Raw genomic sequence first — 17,873 nt, 5'->3', positions numbered from 1 at the left:
GCGCGGGCGGCGGCTCCCCCGGGACTAGCGGCCCAGCGCCGCCAGGCCCCACTCGGGCCGGAAGTCGTCAAGCAGCGCCAGGGCCGCCTGTGGGTTCATCCCGACGTACCGGCGGATCCGCGCCAGGGCGTCGAACGTGGCCCCTGGCTTGCCGGCCGTGGTCATCCGCTGCCGGTCCAGGTCGTCGCGGAACACGCCGGTGACGGTGGCGAGGTAGAGCGCTTGCGCGGTCATGGTGTCGCGCAGGTCCCGGGCGGTGATGTCATCCCCGACCGTGCAGGAGCTCAGCTTCGCCGCGTAGTCGAACAGGCCCGGCTCCGAGACCTGCCCGGGCGCTGCGTCCAGGGCCCGCACCAGTGACGCCACCACCGCCCGGTCCGACACTTTGACCAGCGAGCCCTTGACCGCCTCGGTGACCCGGCGGAGGTCGTTGGCCACCAAGGAGCCGACCACGGTGCACAGCGTGTCGGCCTGGTCCTTGCCCGCCCAGTCGAGCAGCTCGCGCGCGGCCCGCAGCAGCTGCCGGGCCAGGCCGCCCGACCGGACGTACGCGAAGGCGAGGTACTGCTCGGACAGGCCGACGATGTAGTTGCCCAGCAACCGCTTGGACAGCTCGAAGTCCAGGTAGTCGACCCACAGCACCTCGTCGAACGCGCTGTCCATGACCGTGCGCATGCCCAGCCCGGCCAGTTCGAAGTCGTGCATGGCGTCCTCGGACACCGACACCAGGCAGTAGCAGTTGGGCACGCGGAAGATGGCCTTGATCTCGTTGAGGAAACCGACCGCCCTGGCCTCGTTCTGGATCCGGTCCAGCTCGTCCACGCAGATGATCACCCGCGGCTCGCCGGGCCCGTCCTTGATCCGCTGGGCGACGTCCACGAGGTCGGCCCGCAGCCGAGCGACGATCTCCGGGAACGTCCTGGCCTGTTCGACCCGGCTGACCGACTTGCGCAGCGCGATCTCGCTACCGCTGAACCCGATCTTCCCGGACCGCTCGCCCTGGACGGTCTGCAGGTAGCGCAGTTCGGCCCGGCGCTGGAGAGCGAACCTGCGCAGCCCGTTGTCCTTCCCGGCATCCGCACCCACATAGCGCAGCACCGACTCGCACAGTTCGATGTGCAGGTGCAGCATGAAGTCCCGGGCGACGTACTCGACCGGCGCGAGCACCGCGACCACCAGGTCCTGGCGCGGCGACTCGTTGTACATACCGCGGGAGAACGCCGCCATCAACGCGGACTTTCCGGCGCCCCTAGGTCCCGAGATGGCGAAACTGCCGCTGCGCAGGGTGCGGAAGTACTCCGCGAGCCGCGCTCCGGCGGGAGTGCGTTGGTGCAGCTCGGCGGGATCGACCGCGCGGGAGAGGAACTCGGCGCGATACCGCGGCGTGATGGAGTACTGCTCCTCGGTCCGCACGTTCACATACGAGATCAACGCGGGCACGACACCCAGTGTGTAGAGCGCGGAACGCCATTCCGCGAAAGCGGACTCGACGTCGGACGGTGACGCGGTGTCCACACCGAACAGTTCCTCGACCACGTCCGACAGGTTCGCCAGGCCAATCGCGACGAACCCGAAGACGACGACCGAGCCGACGGCGATCAGGATGCTCCAGGCCTCGTAGCCCAGGAAGTAGGCGAGCGCGCCGGTCGCGAGCAGGACGAGGGTGAACGCCGTGATCTCGGGTTCTGACTGGCCGGCCACCCTGAGTTCGACCAGCACACCGGCGGCGGCGATCACCGCGCCACCACCCACGATGAGCGTCACGACCGGCCATGGGGCGGCCAGCGACCGGGCGAACATGTACAGAGCGAGCAGCGTGAGCGCCGCGGGGATCAGGTAGACCAGCCCCATCAGGGCCCAGGCGACGATCTTGCCCCAGTCACGCGCGGCCCGTGCGGTCAGCGCCCGGTAGCGGTCCTCCTGGTCCCTGGCGGCTGAGAAGATCGCGGCCTCGGTGGCGGACAGCGCCTGGCGGACCTCTTCCCGCCCGCCGGAGTCGATGGTGTCGAGCTGGCTCATCACCTCCCGGTCGGCCAAAGCTCGATCCAGGAGCGCGTCCAGCACGTGTGCCCGGGACACCGGGTCGGGGCCGGTCTTGCTGCGCGCCATGGGCATGATCGTGCTCTGTGGACGGACCACGCGGGAGGGCCGTTCGGGTGGGGTTCACCCCAGCGATTTGAGCCAGTTCTCCAGCAGGGTGGCGCCGACGTCGCCGGACTTCTCCGGGTGGAACTGGGTGGCGGACAGCGGTCCGTTCTCAACGGCCGCAACGAAATCGGAGCCGTGCGTGGCCCACGTGACCAGCGGCGGCGCCAGGATCTCGGACGGCTCCAGCTCCCAGGTCCGTACCCCGTACGAGTGCACGAAGTAGAAGCGCGCGTCGGCTGGGAGTCCCGCGAACAGCACCGAGTCGTCGGGCGCCTTCACCGTGTTCCAGCCCATGTGCGGCACAACATCCGCCTCGAGCCGCTCAACCGTCCCAGGCCACTCACCACACCCACCAGTCTCAACGCCATGCTCGATCCCCCGCCCGAAAAGAATCTGCATCCCCACACAGATCCCCAGCACAGGCCGCCCGCCGGCCAGCCGCGTCCCGATGGTCCGATCCCCCCGCACGCCCTTCAACCCCGCCATACAGGCCGCGAACGCCCCCACCCCAGGCACCACAAGCCCATCCGCGTCCAACGCGGCCTGAACATCCGCGGTCACCTCAACATCCGCGCCCACCCGCTGCAGGGCACGCTCGGCCGACCGCAGGTTCCCGGATCCGTAGTCCAGCACAACCACTCGCACGGCCCAATCCTAGCCGGAGGACGAGCTGGCATCCTGTGCATCCATGACGCCGAGGGACGAGGCCCACCGCCGAATCGACGAAGCGCTGGCGACCGGTGCCGATTCCCTCGACCTAAGTGGACTCCGCCTGGGCCACGTGCCACGAAGAGTGGCGATGCTGACCGGCCTGAAAGAGCTCTATCTGGCCGACAACGGGCTGTCCGGCCTGCCGGACTGGATCGGCGGCTTCGCGGATCTGTCGGTGCTTTCCCTGCACGGCAACGCCATGGTTCAGGACCCCAAGCAACTCCGCCGGCTCACCGGCCTCACCGTGCTGGAACTGCCCGACAGCAGCACCCACGGACTGCCGGACTGGTTGTCCTCCTTGAGGAGGCTACGACGTCTGACCGTCGGTTCCCGCGAGCTCACCGAACTGCCGGACTGGCTCGCGGACCTCGACCTCGCCGAGTTCGGCGCCCGCGACAACTCACTCAGCGCCCTGCCGGAATGGTTCGGCCGGTTGCCGCTGACCAGCCTCGACTTGAGGTCGAACAACCTCCGTGGGTTCCCGGACGTCATTCTCCGGATCCGCTCCCTGAAAACCCTGCGGCTCAGCCGGAACCCGCTCAAGTCGATCCCGGCCTCGATCGAGGATCTGACCGCGCTGGAATGCCTGCAACTCGCCGCCGCCGGCTTGCGGGAACTGCCGGACAGCCTGGTGAACCTGCCCGCGCTGACCGAGTTGTCCGTCGACGGCAATGGGCTCAACGGCCTGCCGGACTGGCTGTGGACAATGACCCGGCTGACAACTCTCGCGGTCGCGGACTGCCACCTCACCAAACTCCCCGAACAGCTGGCTGAATTCCGGCAGATCACCACGTTGCACCTGAACAGAAACCGCATACACGAGCTACCCGAATGGTTCTCATCGCTGGTGAGTCTCAGGACGCTGAACATCGCCTACTGCAGTGTTCGGACGATACCGGAACGGCTCGGGCAACTGCGGGATCTGCGATTCCTCGACCTCACCGCGAACCGCCTCCGGTCGGTCCCGTCCTCGCTCGGCGAGCTCCGTGAGCTCACCACGCTCCTGGTGTCCCGCAACCAGCTGCTTGAGCTGCCGGAGACGATCGGCGGTCTGGTCAACCTGGCCCGCCTCGACATCAGCGACAACCTCATCGAGGCACTTCCCGCGAGCCTCACCCGGCTGTCGAACCTGACCATCCTCAACGCCCAGCGCAACCGGCTGGACCAGTTGCCCGATGACATCGGCAGTCTGCGCGACCTCAGGTCACTGTACGCCGGGCACAATCGACTGACCGCGCTACCGGAATCGCTGGGTGAACTGCACAACCTGTTCAACCTGAACGTCGAGAACAACGATATCGAATCGCTACCCGATACGACTCCGAACCTTACCGAACTCAGCTATCTACGCATATCAAAGAACAGGATCAGGTCATTCCCGGACGGCATGGCCAGGCTGACGCAGCTCGCCGAGCTGGAGCTTTTCCACAACGGGCTGACCGACCTGCCGGACTGGATCGCGAACCTGCGCCGGCTCCGCCGGCTCACTGTGGGTGGCAATCCACTGGAAAGTCCGCCGCCGGAGATCGTCGCGGCCGGCGTCCCCTCCATCCTCGCCTTCCTGCGGGCGCGCCGGGATGGCGCCACCCAGCTCTGGCAGTCGAAACTGCTCGTGGTCGGCGAGGGCGGGGTGGGAAAGACCTCGCTGGTCAAGGCGCTGTCCGGGCTTCCTCATGATCCGGCCGAGCAGTCCACCCACGGGATGCGGGTGCACGACCTGGACGTGCCGCACCCGCAGCTGGGACACGTCCAGATGAACCTCAGCGCCTGGGATTTCGGTGGCCAGCAGATCTACCACGCGACCCACCAGTTCTTTCTCACCAACCGGTCGTTGTTCGTGCTGCTCTGGAACTCGCGGCTGGGCTGGGAACAGGGGCGGTTGCGCTACTGGCTCGACATCATCGGCGCACGGGCCCCTGAGTCGCCGATCATCCTGGTGGCGACCCATCTCGGCGACCGGCCCGCGGATCTCCCACTGGACGATCTGCGGCGCGAATACCCGCGGATCGTGGCCAGTTTCGCGGTCGACAACGCGACCCGCGAGGGAGTTCCGGCGCTGTACGACCGGGTCGCCTGGGAAGCCGCCGGCCTGCCGTTGATGGGTGTCGAGTGGCCGACTGTCTGGCTGCACGCGGTCGACGCGCTGCTTTCCTCGGGGCACAAGCATGTCACGCCCGAGCAGATGCGGCAGGTCGTCGCGAAGGCGGGGGTCCCGGACCGCGCGCAGCAGGACTACCTGGCTGTCGCTTTGCACGAACTGGGGCAGATCCTGTACTACCGGGACGATCCCGAGCTGAGTCAGACCGTTGTGCTGCGGCCGACGTGGGTCAACGAGTACATCAGCAAAGTCCTGGACAGCCACGATGTCGCCGACCGGCATGGTCTGCTGGGACGGCGGCACCTCAACGAGTTGTGGGCAGATCTCGATCGCGGGCTGCACGAGCACTTCCTTGGCATGATGGACAAGTACGACCTGTCGTACCGGATCGACCACGCCGGGGACGTCAGTCTGGTCGTGGAGCGGTTGCCCTGGAACGCTCCCGAGTACCAGGCCGAGTGGGATTCGTTCCCGGGACAGCAGATCCGGGTCATCTACCGGCTGAACACCATGCCGCCGGGCATTCCCACGTGGTTCATCGCGCGGTCGCACCGGTTCTCCACGAACACGCACTGGCGCACCGGGGCGGTGCTGGAGCATCAGGGGCGCAAGGCGCTGGTACGGGCGGACGCCCATCGCAAGACCGTCGAGCTGACTGTGAAGGGGACGCAACCCGCGGCGTTCTTCAACCTGCTCGACGAGGGTCTCAACCGGACACTCGAGCGTTACCCGGGTCTGCGCATCGAGCGGCAGGTGCCCTGTTCGTGCACGCCGGACTGCACCCATCGCTACGACTACGAGGACCTCAACCGGCGCATCAACCGCACTCCGCCGAAGTACACCATCGAGTGCCCGAAGTCCTACGCGGACGTCGACGTGCGTTCGCTCCTCTTTGGACTGGTTCCGTCGCAGCCGGACCAGATCGTACGGATGCTGGAGGAGGTCGGCGACCGGCTCGCCCAGCAGGCCGAGTATCACCAGCTGATGTTCATGCGGCTGCAACACCTCCTGCAGCGGCAGCAGGAAACCAGGTGCCCCAGCGTTTTCGCGTTGGTGCCGGTGCACAACAAGATCGCCAGCACCGGGTACGAGCTGCGGTTGTACTGCGAGGAGCCGGGGGCTTGGCATCGGTTGCCTGAGCCGCAGGGCGTCTACGAGATCAAACAGCCCAAGAAGTGGTTCCGGACGGCCGGGCCCTATCTGACGGGGTTGATCAAGGTCATGCAGTACGCCGCCCCGCTGGTCAAGCCGGTGCTGGGGATCACCGTCGACCAGCTCAGCGAGCAGCTCAAGTCCGACTGCGACCTGATGAAGGAGCTGATCGCGAAGCTGCCCGGTGAGCTGGACGACGACGATGCCCTCGAGGGACTGGGAAAGCGCGCCGAGACGGAGGCGGACTTCCGGGTTCTTGAAGGGATGCTGACCGAGCTGGATCCGCAACGGGGGTGGGGTGGCCTGTCCAGGACGACCACCCCGGAGGGGCTCACTCTGTACTTGTGCCCTCAGCATCTGCGGGCTTACTGATCGCCGCTTCCGCCGCGGTCTTGATGCGCCGGCCGAACGCCGGTGCGTCCTTGCGGGCCTGGCTCAGCGCGAAGCCCACGATCAGTTTGCCGAAGCCGTGGCCTTCCAGCTCGTTGAAGATCCGCAGCCGGGTGCGACCGTCCTCAAGGGACTCGAAGTCGTAGCCGCCTTCCTTGGACGTCACGATGTTCTTCGAGGTCTCGGTCCAGCGCAGTTTGGTGTTCGGCACGAACTCGGTGATCTTGATCTGGCGGTTCGTTTTCATGCCCGCGTCCTTCACCGTGCTGGTGAAGACCGTGCCCACCGCCGTCTCACCGGCCGGTTCCTTGGTGATCCGCAGGACGCGGGGGCTGAACTGGGGGTCGTTGGTGCCGTCCGCCAAGTAGGCGAACACCTCTTCGACCGGGCGGTCGATCTCCACTGACGCCTCGAACTGGCCGGCCATGTCCGCTCCTTGAGGTCTCACTCACCCCCTGGCGCGCGAACCCTACCGCACCTACAGCATCCAGGCGACCGCTCCGCCGATGGCCAGCGCGGCCAGCAACCCGAGCAGCACGGCGAAAACCTTGGCGGTCTTCCAGGCCGCGTACACCCCGCCGACGAGGAACCCGGCCAGCACGACCAGGCCGATGACCGCGATCTCCTTGGGCACTACAGGACACCCTTCGTGGAGGGGACGCCACTGACGCGTGGGTCCGGCTCGACGGCCGCCCGCAGCGCGCGGGCGACCGCCTTGAACTGGGCTTCGGTGATGTGGTGCGGATCCCGGCCGTGGATCACCCGGATGTGCAGCGCGATGCCGGCGTGGAAGGCCAGCGAGTCGAACACGTGCCGGTTGAGCACGAACGGGTAGTTCCCACCGATGGTGAAGGTGTTGAACTGCTCCGGCTCGCCCACGTGCACGCAGTACGGGCGGCCCGAGACGTCGACCGCGGCGTGCGCCAGTGTCTCGTCCATCGGGATCCAGGCGTCGCCGAACCGGCGGATGCCCGCCTTGTCCCCCAACGCTTCCCGGATCGCCTGGCCGAGCACGATCGCGGTGTCCTCGACGGTGTGGTGCGCGTCGATCTCGACGTCGCCGGTGGCCCGGGCGACCAGGTCGAACGACCCGTGCGCGCCGAAGGCGGTGAGCATGTGGTCGTAGAACGGCACGCCGGTGCCGATGTCCAGCTTGCCCGAGCCGTCCAGGTCGATCTCCACGCGGACCGACGACTCCTTGGTGGTCCGCTCGATCTTGCCGATCCGGTTCACGCGAGAATCTCCTTACTGGCGGCCAGGAACGCGTCGTTCTCGGCCGGGGTGCCAATGGTGACGCGCAGGTGCCGGGGAATGCCGACATCCCGGACCAGCACGCCACGGTCCAAATAGGACTGCCAGGCGCCCGGCTCGAACAGTCCGAACAGGACGAAGTTCGCGTCACTCGGCACGACCTGGAACCCCATGTCCCGCAACGCCTTCATCACCCGTTCCCGCTCGGCGACGAGCTTGTGAACGGACTCGAGCGTCTGGTCCGCGTGCCGCAGCGCCGCCCGCGCGGCCGCCTGGGTCAGCAACGACAGGTGGTACGGCAACCGCACCAGCTGCAGCGCGTCGACCACAGCGGGCGCCGCGATGAGGTACCCGAGGCGGCCACCGGCGAACGCGAACGCCTTGCTCATCGTGCGGCACACGATCATCTTGTGGCCGAACTCGTCCAAAAGGGACACAGCGCTGGGCTGGTCGGAGAACTCCTCGTACGCCTCGTCCACCACGACGATTCCGGGCGCCTTGGTGACCAAGGTGGTCAGATCGGCGAGCGGGATCGCCTGCCCGGTCGGGTTGTTCGGGCTGGTGATGAACGTGACATCCGGCTGGCGTTCCAGCAGGACGGTCAGCGCCTGATCCACGTCGAGCGAGAAGTCCGCGCGGCGCGGGGCCGGGGCCCACTCCGTCCGCGTGCCCGAGGCGATGATCGGGTGCATCGAGTACGACGGTTCGAACCCTACGGCCACCCGCCCCGGACCGCCGAACGCCTGCAGGATCTGCTGCAGGATCTCGTTCGAACCGTTGGCGGCCCACAGGTTCCCGGCGGTCACCGAGTAACCGGTGGAGTCCGAAATGTACTCCGCGAGATCCGTGCGCAGCGCCACCGCGTCACGGTCGGGGTACCGGTGCAGCTCCCGCGCGACCTCCTCGACCGAGCGGGCCACGTCCGCGACCAGCTCGGGCGGCGGCGGGTACGGGTTCTCGTTGGTGTTCAAGCGAACCGCGACGTCGAGCTGCGGCGCACCGTAGGGGGTGCGGCCACGCAGGTCCTCGCGCAGCGGGAGATCCTCGAGTCTGACGTCCTTCATTCCTCGTCCTGGAATCGGGCGGCCACCGCCTGGCCGTGTGCGGGCAGGTCCTCGGCGTTCGCGAGCGCGATCACCTTGCTCGCCACCTCCCGGAGCGCGTCCTTCGAGTAGTCCACGATGTGGATGCCCTTCAGGAACGTCTGCACCGAGAGACCCGACGAATGCCGGGCGCAGCCACCCGTTGGCAGCACGTGGTTCGACCCCGCGCAGTAGTCCCCAAGGGACACCGGCGAGTAGGCGCCGACGAACACCGCGCCCGCGGCCCGCACCCGGCGGGCCACCTCACTGGCGTTCGCGGTCTGGATTTCGAGGTGCTCCGCGGCGTAGTCGTCCACAACGACCAGACCGGCGTCCACATCGGACACCAGGACGCAGCCGGACTGCTTGCCGGACAACGCGGTACCGATCCGTTCGCGGTGTTTGGTCGCGCCGACCAGGCGCTTGAGCTGAAGGTCCACCGCGTCCGCGAGATCCTCGGAGGTGGTCACCAGGACGCTCGCCGCGAGCGGGTCGTGCTCGGCCTGGCTGATCAGGTCGGCCGCCACGTGCACCGGGTCGGCCGTCTCGTCGGCCAGGATCGCGATCTCCGTTGGCCCGGCCTCGGCGTCGATCCCGATGACGCCGCGAAGCAAGCGCTTGGCCGCGGTCACGTAGATGTTGCCCGGGCCGGTCACCATGTCCACCGGCTTGAGCTCGCCGCCGTCGGTGTCCGTGCCGCCGTACGCGAGCATCGCCACCGCCTGAGCGCCCCCGATCGCCCACACCTCATCCACACCGAGCAACGCGCAGGCGGCCAGCACCGTCGGGTGCGGCAACCCACCGTGATCGGCCTGCGGCGGCGAGCACACCACCAGCGACTCCACCCCCGCGATCTGCGCGGGCACCACGTTCATCACCACAGTCGACGGGTACACCGCCAACCCACCCGGCGCGTACAACCCCACACGCCGCACCGGCACCCACCGCTCCGTCACCGTGCCGCCGTCGGCCACCTTCGTCACGGTCTCGGTCCGCCGCTGGTCCGCGTGCACCTTCCGGGTCCGCGCGATCACCTCCAGCAGCGCCTCCCGCACCTCCGGGGCCAGCCCTTTCTCGGCCTCGACCAGCGTATTTGTGGAGACCCGCACGGCATCCGGCCGCACCCCGTCGAAGCGCTCGGTGAACTCCAGCACCGCCTCGACACCCCGGCTGTGCACCGCCTCGACCACCGGCCGGACGCGGTCCAGCACCGCGTCCACGTCGGTCTCCGCCCGTGGCAGGGCGGCCCGCAACTCGGCGGGCGACGGGGTACGTCCACGCAGGTCGATACGGCTGAGCATGGCCTCAAGGGTAGAGGGCCCCACCGAACGGTATTTCCGTGCCATCATGTTGCGTTTGCTTCGAATATTGCGAATATTACGAATAGGCTGACTCGAGAGGAAGCAGCGATGAGCGCACTGGCGTTCGAGCCCATCACGCCTGATCAGGCCGCCGTCAGCAAGGCGCACCGGGCGCTGCCGCACATCGAGGAGTACCTGGCCAACCACGAGACACAGGAGTCCCTGCGGCTGCTGGTCGACGACGAGCCGCTTGAGGTGCCTCGCACCGCGGTCGAGCTCCTGGCCCGCATCCTGGCCCACATCGCGACCGGCCAGGGCGTGTACATCGTGTCCGCGCACGCGGAACTGACCACCCAGCAGGCCGCCGACCTGCTCAACGTCTCCCGGCCGTTCCTGATCGGTCTACTCAACGCTGGCGAGATCGAGTACCGGACCGTGGGCAGGCATCGCCGGGTGAAGGCGGAGTCGCTTCGTGAGTACATGCGCGACGACGACGCCAAGCGCCGCCAGGCGGCGGCCGAGCTCTCCGCGTTGAACCAGGAGACGGGGCTGATCTGAGCAGTGGCGTTCGTTGTCCCGACGATGTCATCGATCAGCTGGTGCGGAATGGGTTGCGTCGGTCCGCGGCGGTGTCGCGGTCGCGTTGAGCAACATCTCCACGCCGAGGCCCGCGGTGAGCAGGCGTTCTTTGTTGTTGCCCAGGAGGTGGCGGGTCCAGGGGACGAAGCCGCCGTCGCCGACGCTGGTGCCGTTGAGGTGGATGTCGAAGCAGGTGTCGGTGTAGTAGCCGCGGCCGCGGGTGCGGGTGTCGTCGAAGGTGATGGGGACGATGTCGCGGAGGGGGGTGATGACGCGGGTTTGGAGGGCGGTTTTGTGGTTGTTGAGGTCGGTGAGGTAGATATGGCAGCCGGGTAGCAAGGTGGCTATGGCTTCGAAGTGGGAGCGCAGGCTGGCTGTCTCGAAACGGAACGAGCCCTCGTCGCGGCCGGCGATGGTCAACGCGAGCAGCCGGAAGTGCTGGGACCACCCGGCGGGGAACGGCTGGGTGCGCAGCAGCCGGTGGGACGCGCACAGCTTGACCCAGGAGCGCCCCGACCGGCGGACGGCCGACTCCAGGCCGAGCACGTTGGTGGCGTCGGCGGTGACCTCGGTGCCGCGCTCGGTGGTCAGCACCCGGTTCTGGTCCATCGGTGACAGCGCGCTGACCGTCCCTAGTGGACACACCGGCGACAGCTCGACGGGCGTGTACCCCTTGGCGCGCAACACCGAGAACGCCTGGAGGTCGAATGCGGCGAAAGCGGCCGGGTCCTGGGTCGCGGCGCCGGTGAACTTGTCCCGCCGGTACTGGGCCAGCACCTGCGCCGGTTTCACCCGCGCGGCCTGCCGCCGGTTCACCTCCAGCATCAGCGACCGCAGGTCCGCGGCCGGCATCGAGCCCAGTGTCTCGGCGAGACCCGGCACCCCGGCGGCACGTTCGATCCGGTCCAGAAGCGTCACACCCCGACCGTCGCACAGAACCGGGGTTCAGATCTCCCGAATTTTGGCCACGAACTCGTGAATCTGGTCCGGCGACACGAAGTAGTGCGGCGAAGCACGAACCAGTGAGTGCAGGCCGCGGCGGGTCATGTCGAACTGGGTGGAGGTGTCGTACGTCACGCTGACGGCGACGCCGAGGTCCCACAGGCGGTCGCGGACGGTCTCGGCGGGCATCCCATCCACCGAGAAGCTGACGATCCCCGCCAGCGAACGTCCCAGATCGTGGACAGCCACCCCAGGAATGGCAGACAGCAACGAGCGGGTCAGCGAGGCCCGCGAGGAGATCTCCGAAGCGATCGAAGAAACACCCAGATTCAGCGCGTACCGGGCGGCCTCGATCAACCCGAGGCGGTCCGCGACGCTGTACTCCCACAGCTCGAAAGCCTTGGCGTCCTTCTCCAGCGTGAACGTCGAAGGCGAGTCCCACAGCGCCCCGCGGCCGTCAACCAGCCTGGGCCGCAACGAAGAACGAATCGCCAGCACCCCGGTCCCCCGCGGCCCGCGAATCCACTTCCGCCCGGTGCCGGTGATCGCGTCAACACCAAGGGACTCAAAGGACAACGGCAGCTGTCCCAAGGACTGACACGCGTCCAAGATCACCGAGGCGCCCACAGAGTGGGCAAGTGCGGCCACCGAGGAAACCGGGTTGATCAGACCGCCATTGGTGGGCACATGCACCAACGACACGAGCTTCACCGACGGGTCGAGCATCGACTCCAGCGCGGCCAGATCCATGGCGCCCGAGGCATCCGAAGGCACGACCGAGATCGAGACGCCGAGGTTCATCAACGCCAGCGCGTTGCTGTGGTACTCCACCTCCGGCACCAAGGCCCGATCCCCGGGCTGCAGGCCCAAAGCGTCCACGGCGAGCAGCCAGGACCGCGAGGCGCTGTCGGTGAAGGCCACCTCGGTGGGCGAACACCCCAGCAACGAAGCGAGGACCGAGTAGCCCTCCTCCAGCGAGGAACGGCGTTCGGCAGCGGCCCGGTAGCCGCCGACGACGGCCTCACGCGCCAGATGTGACTGGACCGCGGCGAGAACCGGAGCAGGGGGCAGCGAGGACCCCGCGTTGTCGAGGAAGATCAGGTCGTGGCATCCGGGGGTGTCCGCGCGTACCGCGCCGAGATCGATCACGTCCCCGAAAGTACCTGCTCAGCCCTCGTGAGTGGGGCTACCTGGGTTTCCAGGTTTCGAGGTTCCAGAAGGCGCCCCAGGTGGCGTCCTCGCTGGTGGTGTCGACGATGGGCTGGTAGCCGGTCCAGTTGCGGCGCAACAGGTATGTGTGGTCGACGCCCGCGAGAACGACCATGTTCGGGCCCTCGATGTAGCTGCGCTGGAGCTTGCGGTACGCCACGGCCCGCTGGGCGGGGTCGGTGGTCGAGCGGCCCGCGTCCAACTCCGTCGGGAAAGCGGTGTGGAGCAGCGGATACAGCGACAGGTCGGGGTCGAACGGGTCGCCGAACTGGATCACCGCGGCCTCACCGGGCCCGGGAGCACCGGCTTTGGTCTGGACGCGGATCCCCACGGCGTCCGCGTCGGCGGCGAAAGCCGTCGTCAGGTCACGCGCCACGGTGTCGCCGATGGGATACGCCACGGTGAAAGCTGAAGCCACACCCGCTTTCATCCGCACGCCGTTCGCCCCCGCGGGCCAGCCGCCGCCGTCCAGCAGCGACTTGGCGGTCGGCACATCGTGCGAGAACTTCGCCGTGGGCTCGTAGAACTCGGCCAGCACCGGCGACACCGGTGTCGACGTCTCAATTCCCCGCCCCGCCAACGGGCCGTCGATCATGCCCTTGCGGTTCACGGCGTAGTTCAGGGCCAGCCGGATCGTCGGGTCGGCGGTCACCGGGTTGTCCGAAGGCATGGTGATCGCGCGGATCGCGGCGCTGCGCTGCGGCAGGATCGTGAAGGCGTCGGCCTTCTCGAACGTCTTGGCCTGCGCGGGCGCGAGCGGGGCGCCGTCGAGTTTGCTGTCCTTGATGAGCTTGGCGCGGGCGTCGTCGTCCGGCACGAACTGCACGGTGACGCGGGCGATCGCGGGCGCGCCCTCGAAGTAGGACGTGTTGGCCCGTAACGTCATGCTCTCGCCGTGCTTCCACTCCTCCAGCTGGTAGGGGCCGGTGCCGACCGGTTTCACCGGCTGGCCGGGCCCGGTCAGCGCCTCGCTCGGCAGGATCCCGAGCACGAGCAGCTCCGGGAACGGCGCATACGGCTGGGACAGCTCGAACTTCACCAAACCCGTGCCCGGCGCGGTGACCGCGGTGATCATGCTGTAGCGCGACCGCAACGGCGAGTTGTAGGCCGGGTTCAGCAACGCGCTGTAGGTCGCGATGACGTCCTGCGCGTCGAACGTCGTGCCGTCGGTGAACTTCACCCCGCTGCGCAACGGGATCGTCCAGGTCTTGCCGTCCGGCGAGGACGTCGGCAGGTCGGTGGCGAGCGCCGGGCGGACGCTGAGGTCCGCCTGGTGCTCAAGCAGGCCGTCGTACACCTTCGCCGCGCCGTCCGTGCCGTACCCGGCCAACGGGTTCACGTCCGCCGGCTCGTTCGGCACGGCCAGCACCAGGGCGGTGCTGTCCGTGCTGCCCGCGGCGGTCGGCGTGGGCGAGGCCGTGCACCCGACAACAGGCGCCAGTGCGGCGAACAGGAGCGCACAGCGCAACGAAAGGCGGCGTCGGGACACGTCCGAGACCTTATCCGGCCGCGCTGGCGCCTGCCTGGGCATTGGCTGAGACAAGATCCATGCCGAGGTCCAGCGCGGGCGAGGAGTGCGTCAGCGCACCGACAGCGACGTAGTCGACACCTGTTTCGGCGTATGCCCTCGCCACATCGAGCGACAGCCCGCCGGACGCTTCGAGCCTGGTGATGCCGCCCGCGGCCCGTGCGCGCCGCACGGCCTCCGCGCACTCGGCGACCGTGAAGTTGTCCAGCAGGACCAGTTCCGCCCGCAGCCCGAGCGCCTCGTCCAACTGGTCCAGGGTGTCCACCTCGACCTCACACGGCAACTGCGGCGCACGCGCGCGAGCCGCGTGCAGCGCCGCCGTGATGGACCCGGCCGCCAGCACGTGGTTGTCCTTGATCAGAACGGCGTCACCGAGGCCGAGCCGGTGGTTCACGCCACCGCCCTGCACCACCGCGTACTTCTCCAGCAGCCGCAGCCCGGGCATGGTCTTGCGGGTGTCGCGCACCGCGCAGCCGGTCCCGGCGATCGCGTCCACCCACTGGGCCGTCGCGGTCGCCACCCCGGACAGGTGGCCGATCAGGTTCAACGCGGTCCGTTCGGCGGTCAGCAGGCCACGCAACGGGCCGCGCACGATCAGCGCGGGCTCGCCGGGCACGAGCCGGCTGCCGTCGGGCGCCTGGCGGACGACCGCGAAGTCGTCCAGCACCCGCTCGAACACCGCCAGCGCAACGGGTCCACCGGCCAGCACGCCCGGTTTACGTGGCGTGATCTCGGCAATACCGATCGCGTCCGCCGGGACGGTCGACTCCGTGGTCACATCGGGGCCGTAGCGAAGGTCCTCCCGCAGTGCGCGGTCGACGACCTCGGCCAGGTCCGCCAGGTCCAGCGTGCTCATGCCGCGCTCCTCAGCAGGGTGTCGGCGGCCAGCACCGGCTGGCCGGAGGGGTTGAGCCGGACCGCGAGGCTGCGCCGCCAGGACTCCTTGGTCTCCGGGACGTCGGTGCGCACGTGGCAGCCGCGCGACTCGGTCCGGGCCGCCGCCGCGGCGATCAGCGCGCGGGCGACCAGGGTCAGCGCCGCGTCCTCGACTCGTTGCTTGGTCTTCACCATAGTGTCCACAGTGGACACATCCAGGACCGAGCCGACCACGGCCAGTCCTTCGGCGTCCCGGCCGATGGCCGCATACCGGCTCATCACCCGTTGCAGCATGTCCCGGTCGGCGACCGGCGCAGACGGCAATCCCCCACGCACTGCCGTCTTCGGGTCGCCGAGCAGGCCGGCCGCCAGGTCCGCGGCGACCGCGTGGGCCGCCCGCGCCCCGACCACGAGGCCTTCGAGCAAACTGTTGGACGCCAACCGGTTCGCGCCGTGCAGTCCGGTCCGCGCCACCTCACCGGCCGCGTACAGCCCGGTGACGCTGGTCCGGCCATCCACTGTGGACACCACACCGCCGCAGGCGAAGTGGGCCGCCGGGGACACCGGGATCGGGTCCACCGAAGGATCCACACCCACCGACTGGCAGGCCGCGAGCACGGTCGGGAACCGGCGCCGGAACAGCTCCGCCTCCAAGTGCGTGGCATCGAGGAACACATGGTCGTCGTCGAGCGCGGTCATCCGCCGGGTGATCGCGGCCGAGACGACATCCCGCGGCGCGAGGTCCTCCAGCGGGTGAACCCCTTGCATCACACGGGAACCAGTCGCGTCGACGAGTACCGCGCCCTCACCGCGCACGGCCTCGGTGACCAGCGGGCAACGCCCCCGCGCGCCCGGCCCCGTGTACAGCACGGTCGGGTGGAACTGCACGAACTCCAGGTCCGCCACAGTCGCTCCGGCCCGCAGAGCGAGCGCGACACCATCGGCAGTCGCCACCTCGGGGTTCGAAGTCGCTTGGTACAGCTGGCCCATCCCACCGGTGGCCAGCAGAATCGCCGGTGCGCTCACGATCCCGGGCACGCCGTTCGGGTCCAGCACCAGCAGCCCGACCACCGCGCCGACCGGCGTGCGGATGGTGTCGACCGCGATGTGGTTGTCCAGCAACGGAACCCGGCCGTCCTGGGTCGCCGCGAGCAGCGCCCGCTCGACCTCGGCCCCGGTCGCGTCTCCGCCCGCGTGCACGACCCGGAACGCGCTGTGCCCGCCTTCCCTTGTCCGCGCGAGCTTTCCGTCCGAACCCGGGTCGAACACCGCGCCCAGCGCGCGAAGCTGCGTGACCGCGGTGGGCCCGTCAGCCAGGATCGCCTCGACCGCGTCCTGCTCGCACAGGCCCACTCCCGCCACCAGAGTGTCCTGCACGTGCGCGGCCACCGAGTCGCCTTCGTCGTGCTGGCCGGGCAGAACGACAGCGACCCCGCCCTGCGCCCACCGTGTGTTCCCGGCCCCGGCCGCGGCCTTGGTGATCACCAGCACGCGCAGGCCCAGCTGGCGCGCCTGCAAGGCGGCCGTGAGCCCGGCGACGCCGGTGCCGACCACGACCAGGTCGGCTCTCGCCTCCCAGTTCACTCGCCACCGCCCGGCTTGCCGATCTCGATCATCCGCTGCACCGAGGCCCGCGCCCGTGCGGCCGTACCCGCGTCGACGAACACCTCGTCTTTGTTCTCCCGCAACGACCTGAGCAACGCGGCCGGGGTGATCATCTTCATGTACTTGCAGGACGCCCGGTCGTTCACCGCGCGGAAGTCGATCTCCGGGGCGGCCTTGCGCAGCTGATGCAGCATGCCGACCTCGGTGGCCACCAGCACGCTGGTCGCGTTCGTGGCCCGAGCCTGGGTCACCATGTCCCCGGTGGACAGGATCTTCACCTTCTCCGGCGGCACGATTCCCTCACCCGCCAGGTAAAGCGCCGAGGTCGCACAGCCGCATTCGGGGTGCACGAACAGGTCCGCGTCCGGGTTCGCCGCCGCCCGCTCGGCCAGCTCGGCGCCGTTGATCCCGGCGTGCACGTGGCACTCCCCGGCCCAGATGTGCATGTTCTGCCGGCCGGTCACGCGCTTCACGTGCGCGCCAAGGAACTGGTCGGGGCAGAACAGCACTTCCCGGTCCTCGGGGATCGAGGCGACCACGTCGACCGCGTTCGACGAGGTGCAGCAGATGTCCGTCTCCGCCTTCACCTCGGCCGTGGTGTTCACATAGGACACAACGACCGCACCGGGGTGCTCGGCCTTCCAGGCACGCAGGTCCGCGGCGGTGATGGAGTCGGCGAGCGAGCAGCCGGCGCGGGCGTCCGGGATCAGCACGGTCTTGCCCGGCGAGAGGATCTTGGCCGTCTCGGCCATGAAGTGCACGCCGCAGAACACGATCGTGGACTTGTCGCTCTCCGCCGCGATCCGGGACAACGCGAGCGAGTCGCCGGTGAAGTCGGCGATGTCCTGGATCTCGGGCAGCTGGTAGTTGTGCGCCAGCAGGACGGCGTCGCGCTGGTCTGCCAGGCGCCGTACCTCGTCCCGCCATGCCGCGTCTGGGGTCACCCCTGAGTAGGGCTCCAGCGTTGCGGTCATCGTCAGTCCTCCTAGCTCTGGATTTCC

15 protein-coding genes are annotated in these 17,873 nt (G+C 68.6%); 2 read left to right on the top strand and 13 right to left on the bottom strand.

All coding sequences use genetic code 11. The features are described 5' to 3' along the window. Positions 1-24: 24 nt before the first annotated feature. Positions 25-2,109 (bottom strand): hypothetical protein, encoded by a 2,085-nt coding sequence (locus tag AB0J95_RS29810; RefSeq protein WP_364764920.1) that lies wholly within the window; start codon positions 2,107-2,109, stop codon positions 25-27. Between the two features lie 54 nt (positions 2,110-2,163). Beyond that, positions 2,164-2,787 carry an imidazole glycerol phosphate synthase subunit HisH gene (gene hisH, locus AB0J95_RS29805; protein ID WP_364765487.1) on the bottom strand — a complete coding sequence of 208 codons (624 nt, stop codon included), beginning with the start codon at positions 2,785-2,787 and terminating at the stop codon, positions 2,164-2,166. A 49-nt stretch (positions 2,788-2,836) separates the two neighbouring features. On the opposite strand from hisH, the gene AB0J95_RS29800 reads away from it, so the two are divergent. Further along, positions 2,837-6,481, top strand: coding sequence for a COR domain-containing protein (locus AB0J95_RS29800; protein WP_364764918.1), 3,645 nt, complete (start codon positions 2,837-2,839; stop codon positions 6,479-6,481). On the opposite strand, the gene AB0J95_RS29795 is transcribed toward AB0J95_RS29800, so the two are convergent. Genes AB0J95_RS29795 through hisD form a run of 5 tightly spaced genes read right to left on the bottom strand, consistent with a single transcriptional unit; the run spans position 6,441 to position 10,133 of the window. After that, positions 6,441-6,926, bottom strand: coding sequence for an SRPBCC family protein (locus AB0J95_RS29795; RefSeq protein WP_364764915.1), 486 nt, complete (start codon positions 6,924-6,926; stop codon positions 6,441-6,443). The genes AB0J95_RS29800 and AB0J95_RS29795 overlap by 41 nt on opposite strands. Positions 6,927-6,977: 51 nt before the next feature. Beyond that, the gene (locus AB0J95_RS29790; RefSeq protein ID WP_364764912.1) at positions 6,978-7,133 is read right to left on the bottom strand and encodes a hypothetical protein; all 156 of its coding nucleotides are present in this window, start codon (positions 7,131-7,133) and stop codon (positions 6,978-6,980) included. After that, positions 7,133-7,732, bottom strand: a complete 600-nt coding sequence (hisB, locus tag AB0J95_RS29785; RefSeq protein WP_364764909.1) for an imidazoleglycerol-phosphate dehydratase HisB — start codon at positions 7,730-7,732, stop codon at positions 7,133-7,135. The genes AB0J95_RS29790 and hisB overlap by 1 nt, the downstream gene beginning before the upstream one ends. After that, the gene (locus AB0J95_RS29780) at positions 7,729-8,814 is read right to left on the bottom strand and encodes a histidinol-phosphate transaminase (protein ID WP_364764906.1); all 1,086 of its coding nucleotides are present in this window, start codon (positions 8,812-8,814) and stop codon (positions 7,729-7,731) included. Before AB0J95_RS29780 ends, hisB begins: the two co-directional genes overlap by 4 nt. Then, positions 8,811-10,133, bottom strand: coding sequence for a histidinol dehydrogenase (gene hisD, locus AB0J95_RS29775; RefSeq protein WP_364764903.1), 1,323 nt, complete (start codon positions 10,131-10,133; stop codon positions 8,811-8,813). Before hisD ends, AB0J95_RS29780 begins: the two co-directional genes overlap by 4 nt. A gap of 108 nt (positions 10,134-10,241) precedes the next feature. Here hisD and AB0J95_RS29770 point away from each other — a divergent pair, with 108 nt between their 5' ends. Next, positions 10,242-10,691 carry a helix-turn-helix domain-containing protein gene (locus tag AB0J95_RS29770; protein ID WP_364764900.1) on the top strand — a complete coding sequence of 150 codons (450 nt, stop codon included), beginning with the start codon at positions 10,242-10,244 and terminating at the stop codon, positions 10,689-10,691. Between the two features lie 27 nt (positions 10,692-10,718). Here AB0J95_RS29770 and AB0J95_RS29765 read toward each other — a convergent pair whose 3' ends face one another. From AB0J95_RS29765 to nadA, 6 genes are read right to left on the bottom strand one after another with little or no spacing between them, the layout of a single operon-like run. Continuing rightward, positions 10,719-11,630 (bottom strand): hypothetical protein, encoded by a 912-nt coding sequence (locus AB0J95_RS29765; RefSeq protein ID WP_364764897.1) that lies wholly within the window; start codon positions 11,628-11,630, stop codon positions 10,719-10,721. Between the two features lie 27 nt (positions 11,631-11,657). Further along, on the bottom strand, positions 11,658-12,803 hold the full coding sequence (locus tag AB0J95_RS29760; RefSeq protein WP_364764894.1) for an aminotransferase class V-fold PLP-dependent enzyme: 1,146 nt from the start codon (positions 12,801-12,803) through the stop codon (positions 11,658-11,660). A gap of 37 nt (positions 12,804-12,840) precedes the next feature. Further along, entirely contained in the window at positions 12,841-14,352 is a 1,512-nt protein-coding gene (locus AB0J95_RS29755) for an ABC transporter substrate-binding protein (RefSeq protein ID WP_364764892.1), read from the bottom strand. 10 nt (positions 14,353-14,362) lie between these two features. Continuing rightward, the gene (nadC, locus tag AB0J95_RS29750) at positions 14,363-15,247 is read right to left on the bottom strand and encodes a carboxylating nicotinate-nucleotide diphosphorylase (protein ID WP_364764889.1); all 885 of its coding nucleotides are present in this window, start codon (positions 15,245-15,247) and stop codon (positions 14,363-14,365) included. Further along, complete coding sequence (locus AB0J95_RS29745; RefSeq protein ID WP_364764887.1) at positions 15,244-16,851, bottom strand: L-aspartate oxidase; 1,608 nt, start codon at positions 16,849-16,851, stop codon at positions 15,244-15,246. The genes nadC and AB0J95_RS29745 overlap by 4 nt, the downstream gene beginning before the upstream one ends. Then, positions 16,848-17,846, bottom strand: a complete 999-nt coding sequence (gene nadA, locus AB0J95_RS29740) for a quinolinate synthase NadA (protein ID WP_364764884.1) — start codon at positions 17,844-17,846, stop codon at positions 16,848-16,850. Before nadA ends, AB0J95_RS29745 begins: the two co-directional genes overlap by 4 nt. Positions 17,847-17,873: the final 27 nt, after the last annotated feature.

It is taken from the genome of Actinocrispum sp. NPDC049592 (assembly GCF_040675465.1).
Taxonomy (GTDB): Bacteria; Actinomycetota; Actinomycetes; order Mycobacteriales; family Pseudonocardiaceae; genus Kibdelosporangium.
This window is presented reverse-complemented; position numbering and strand designations above follow the sequence as displayed.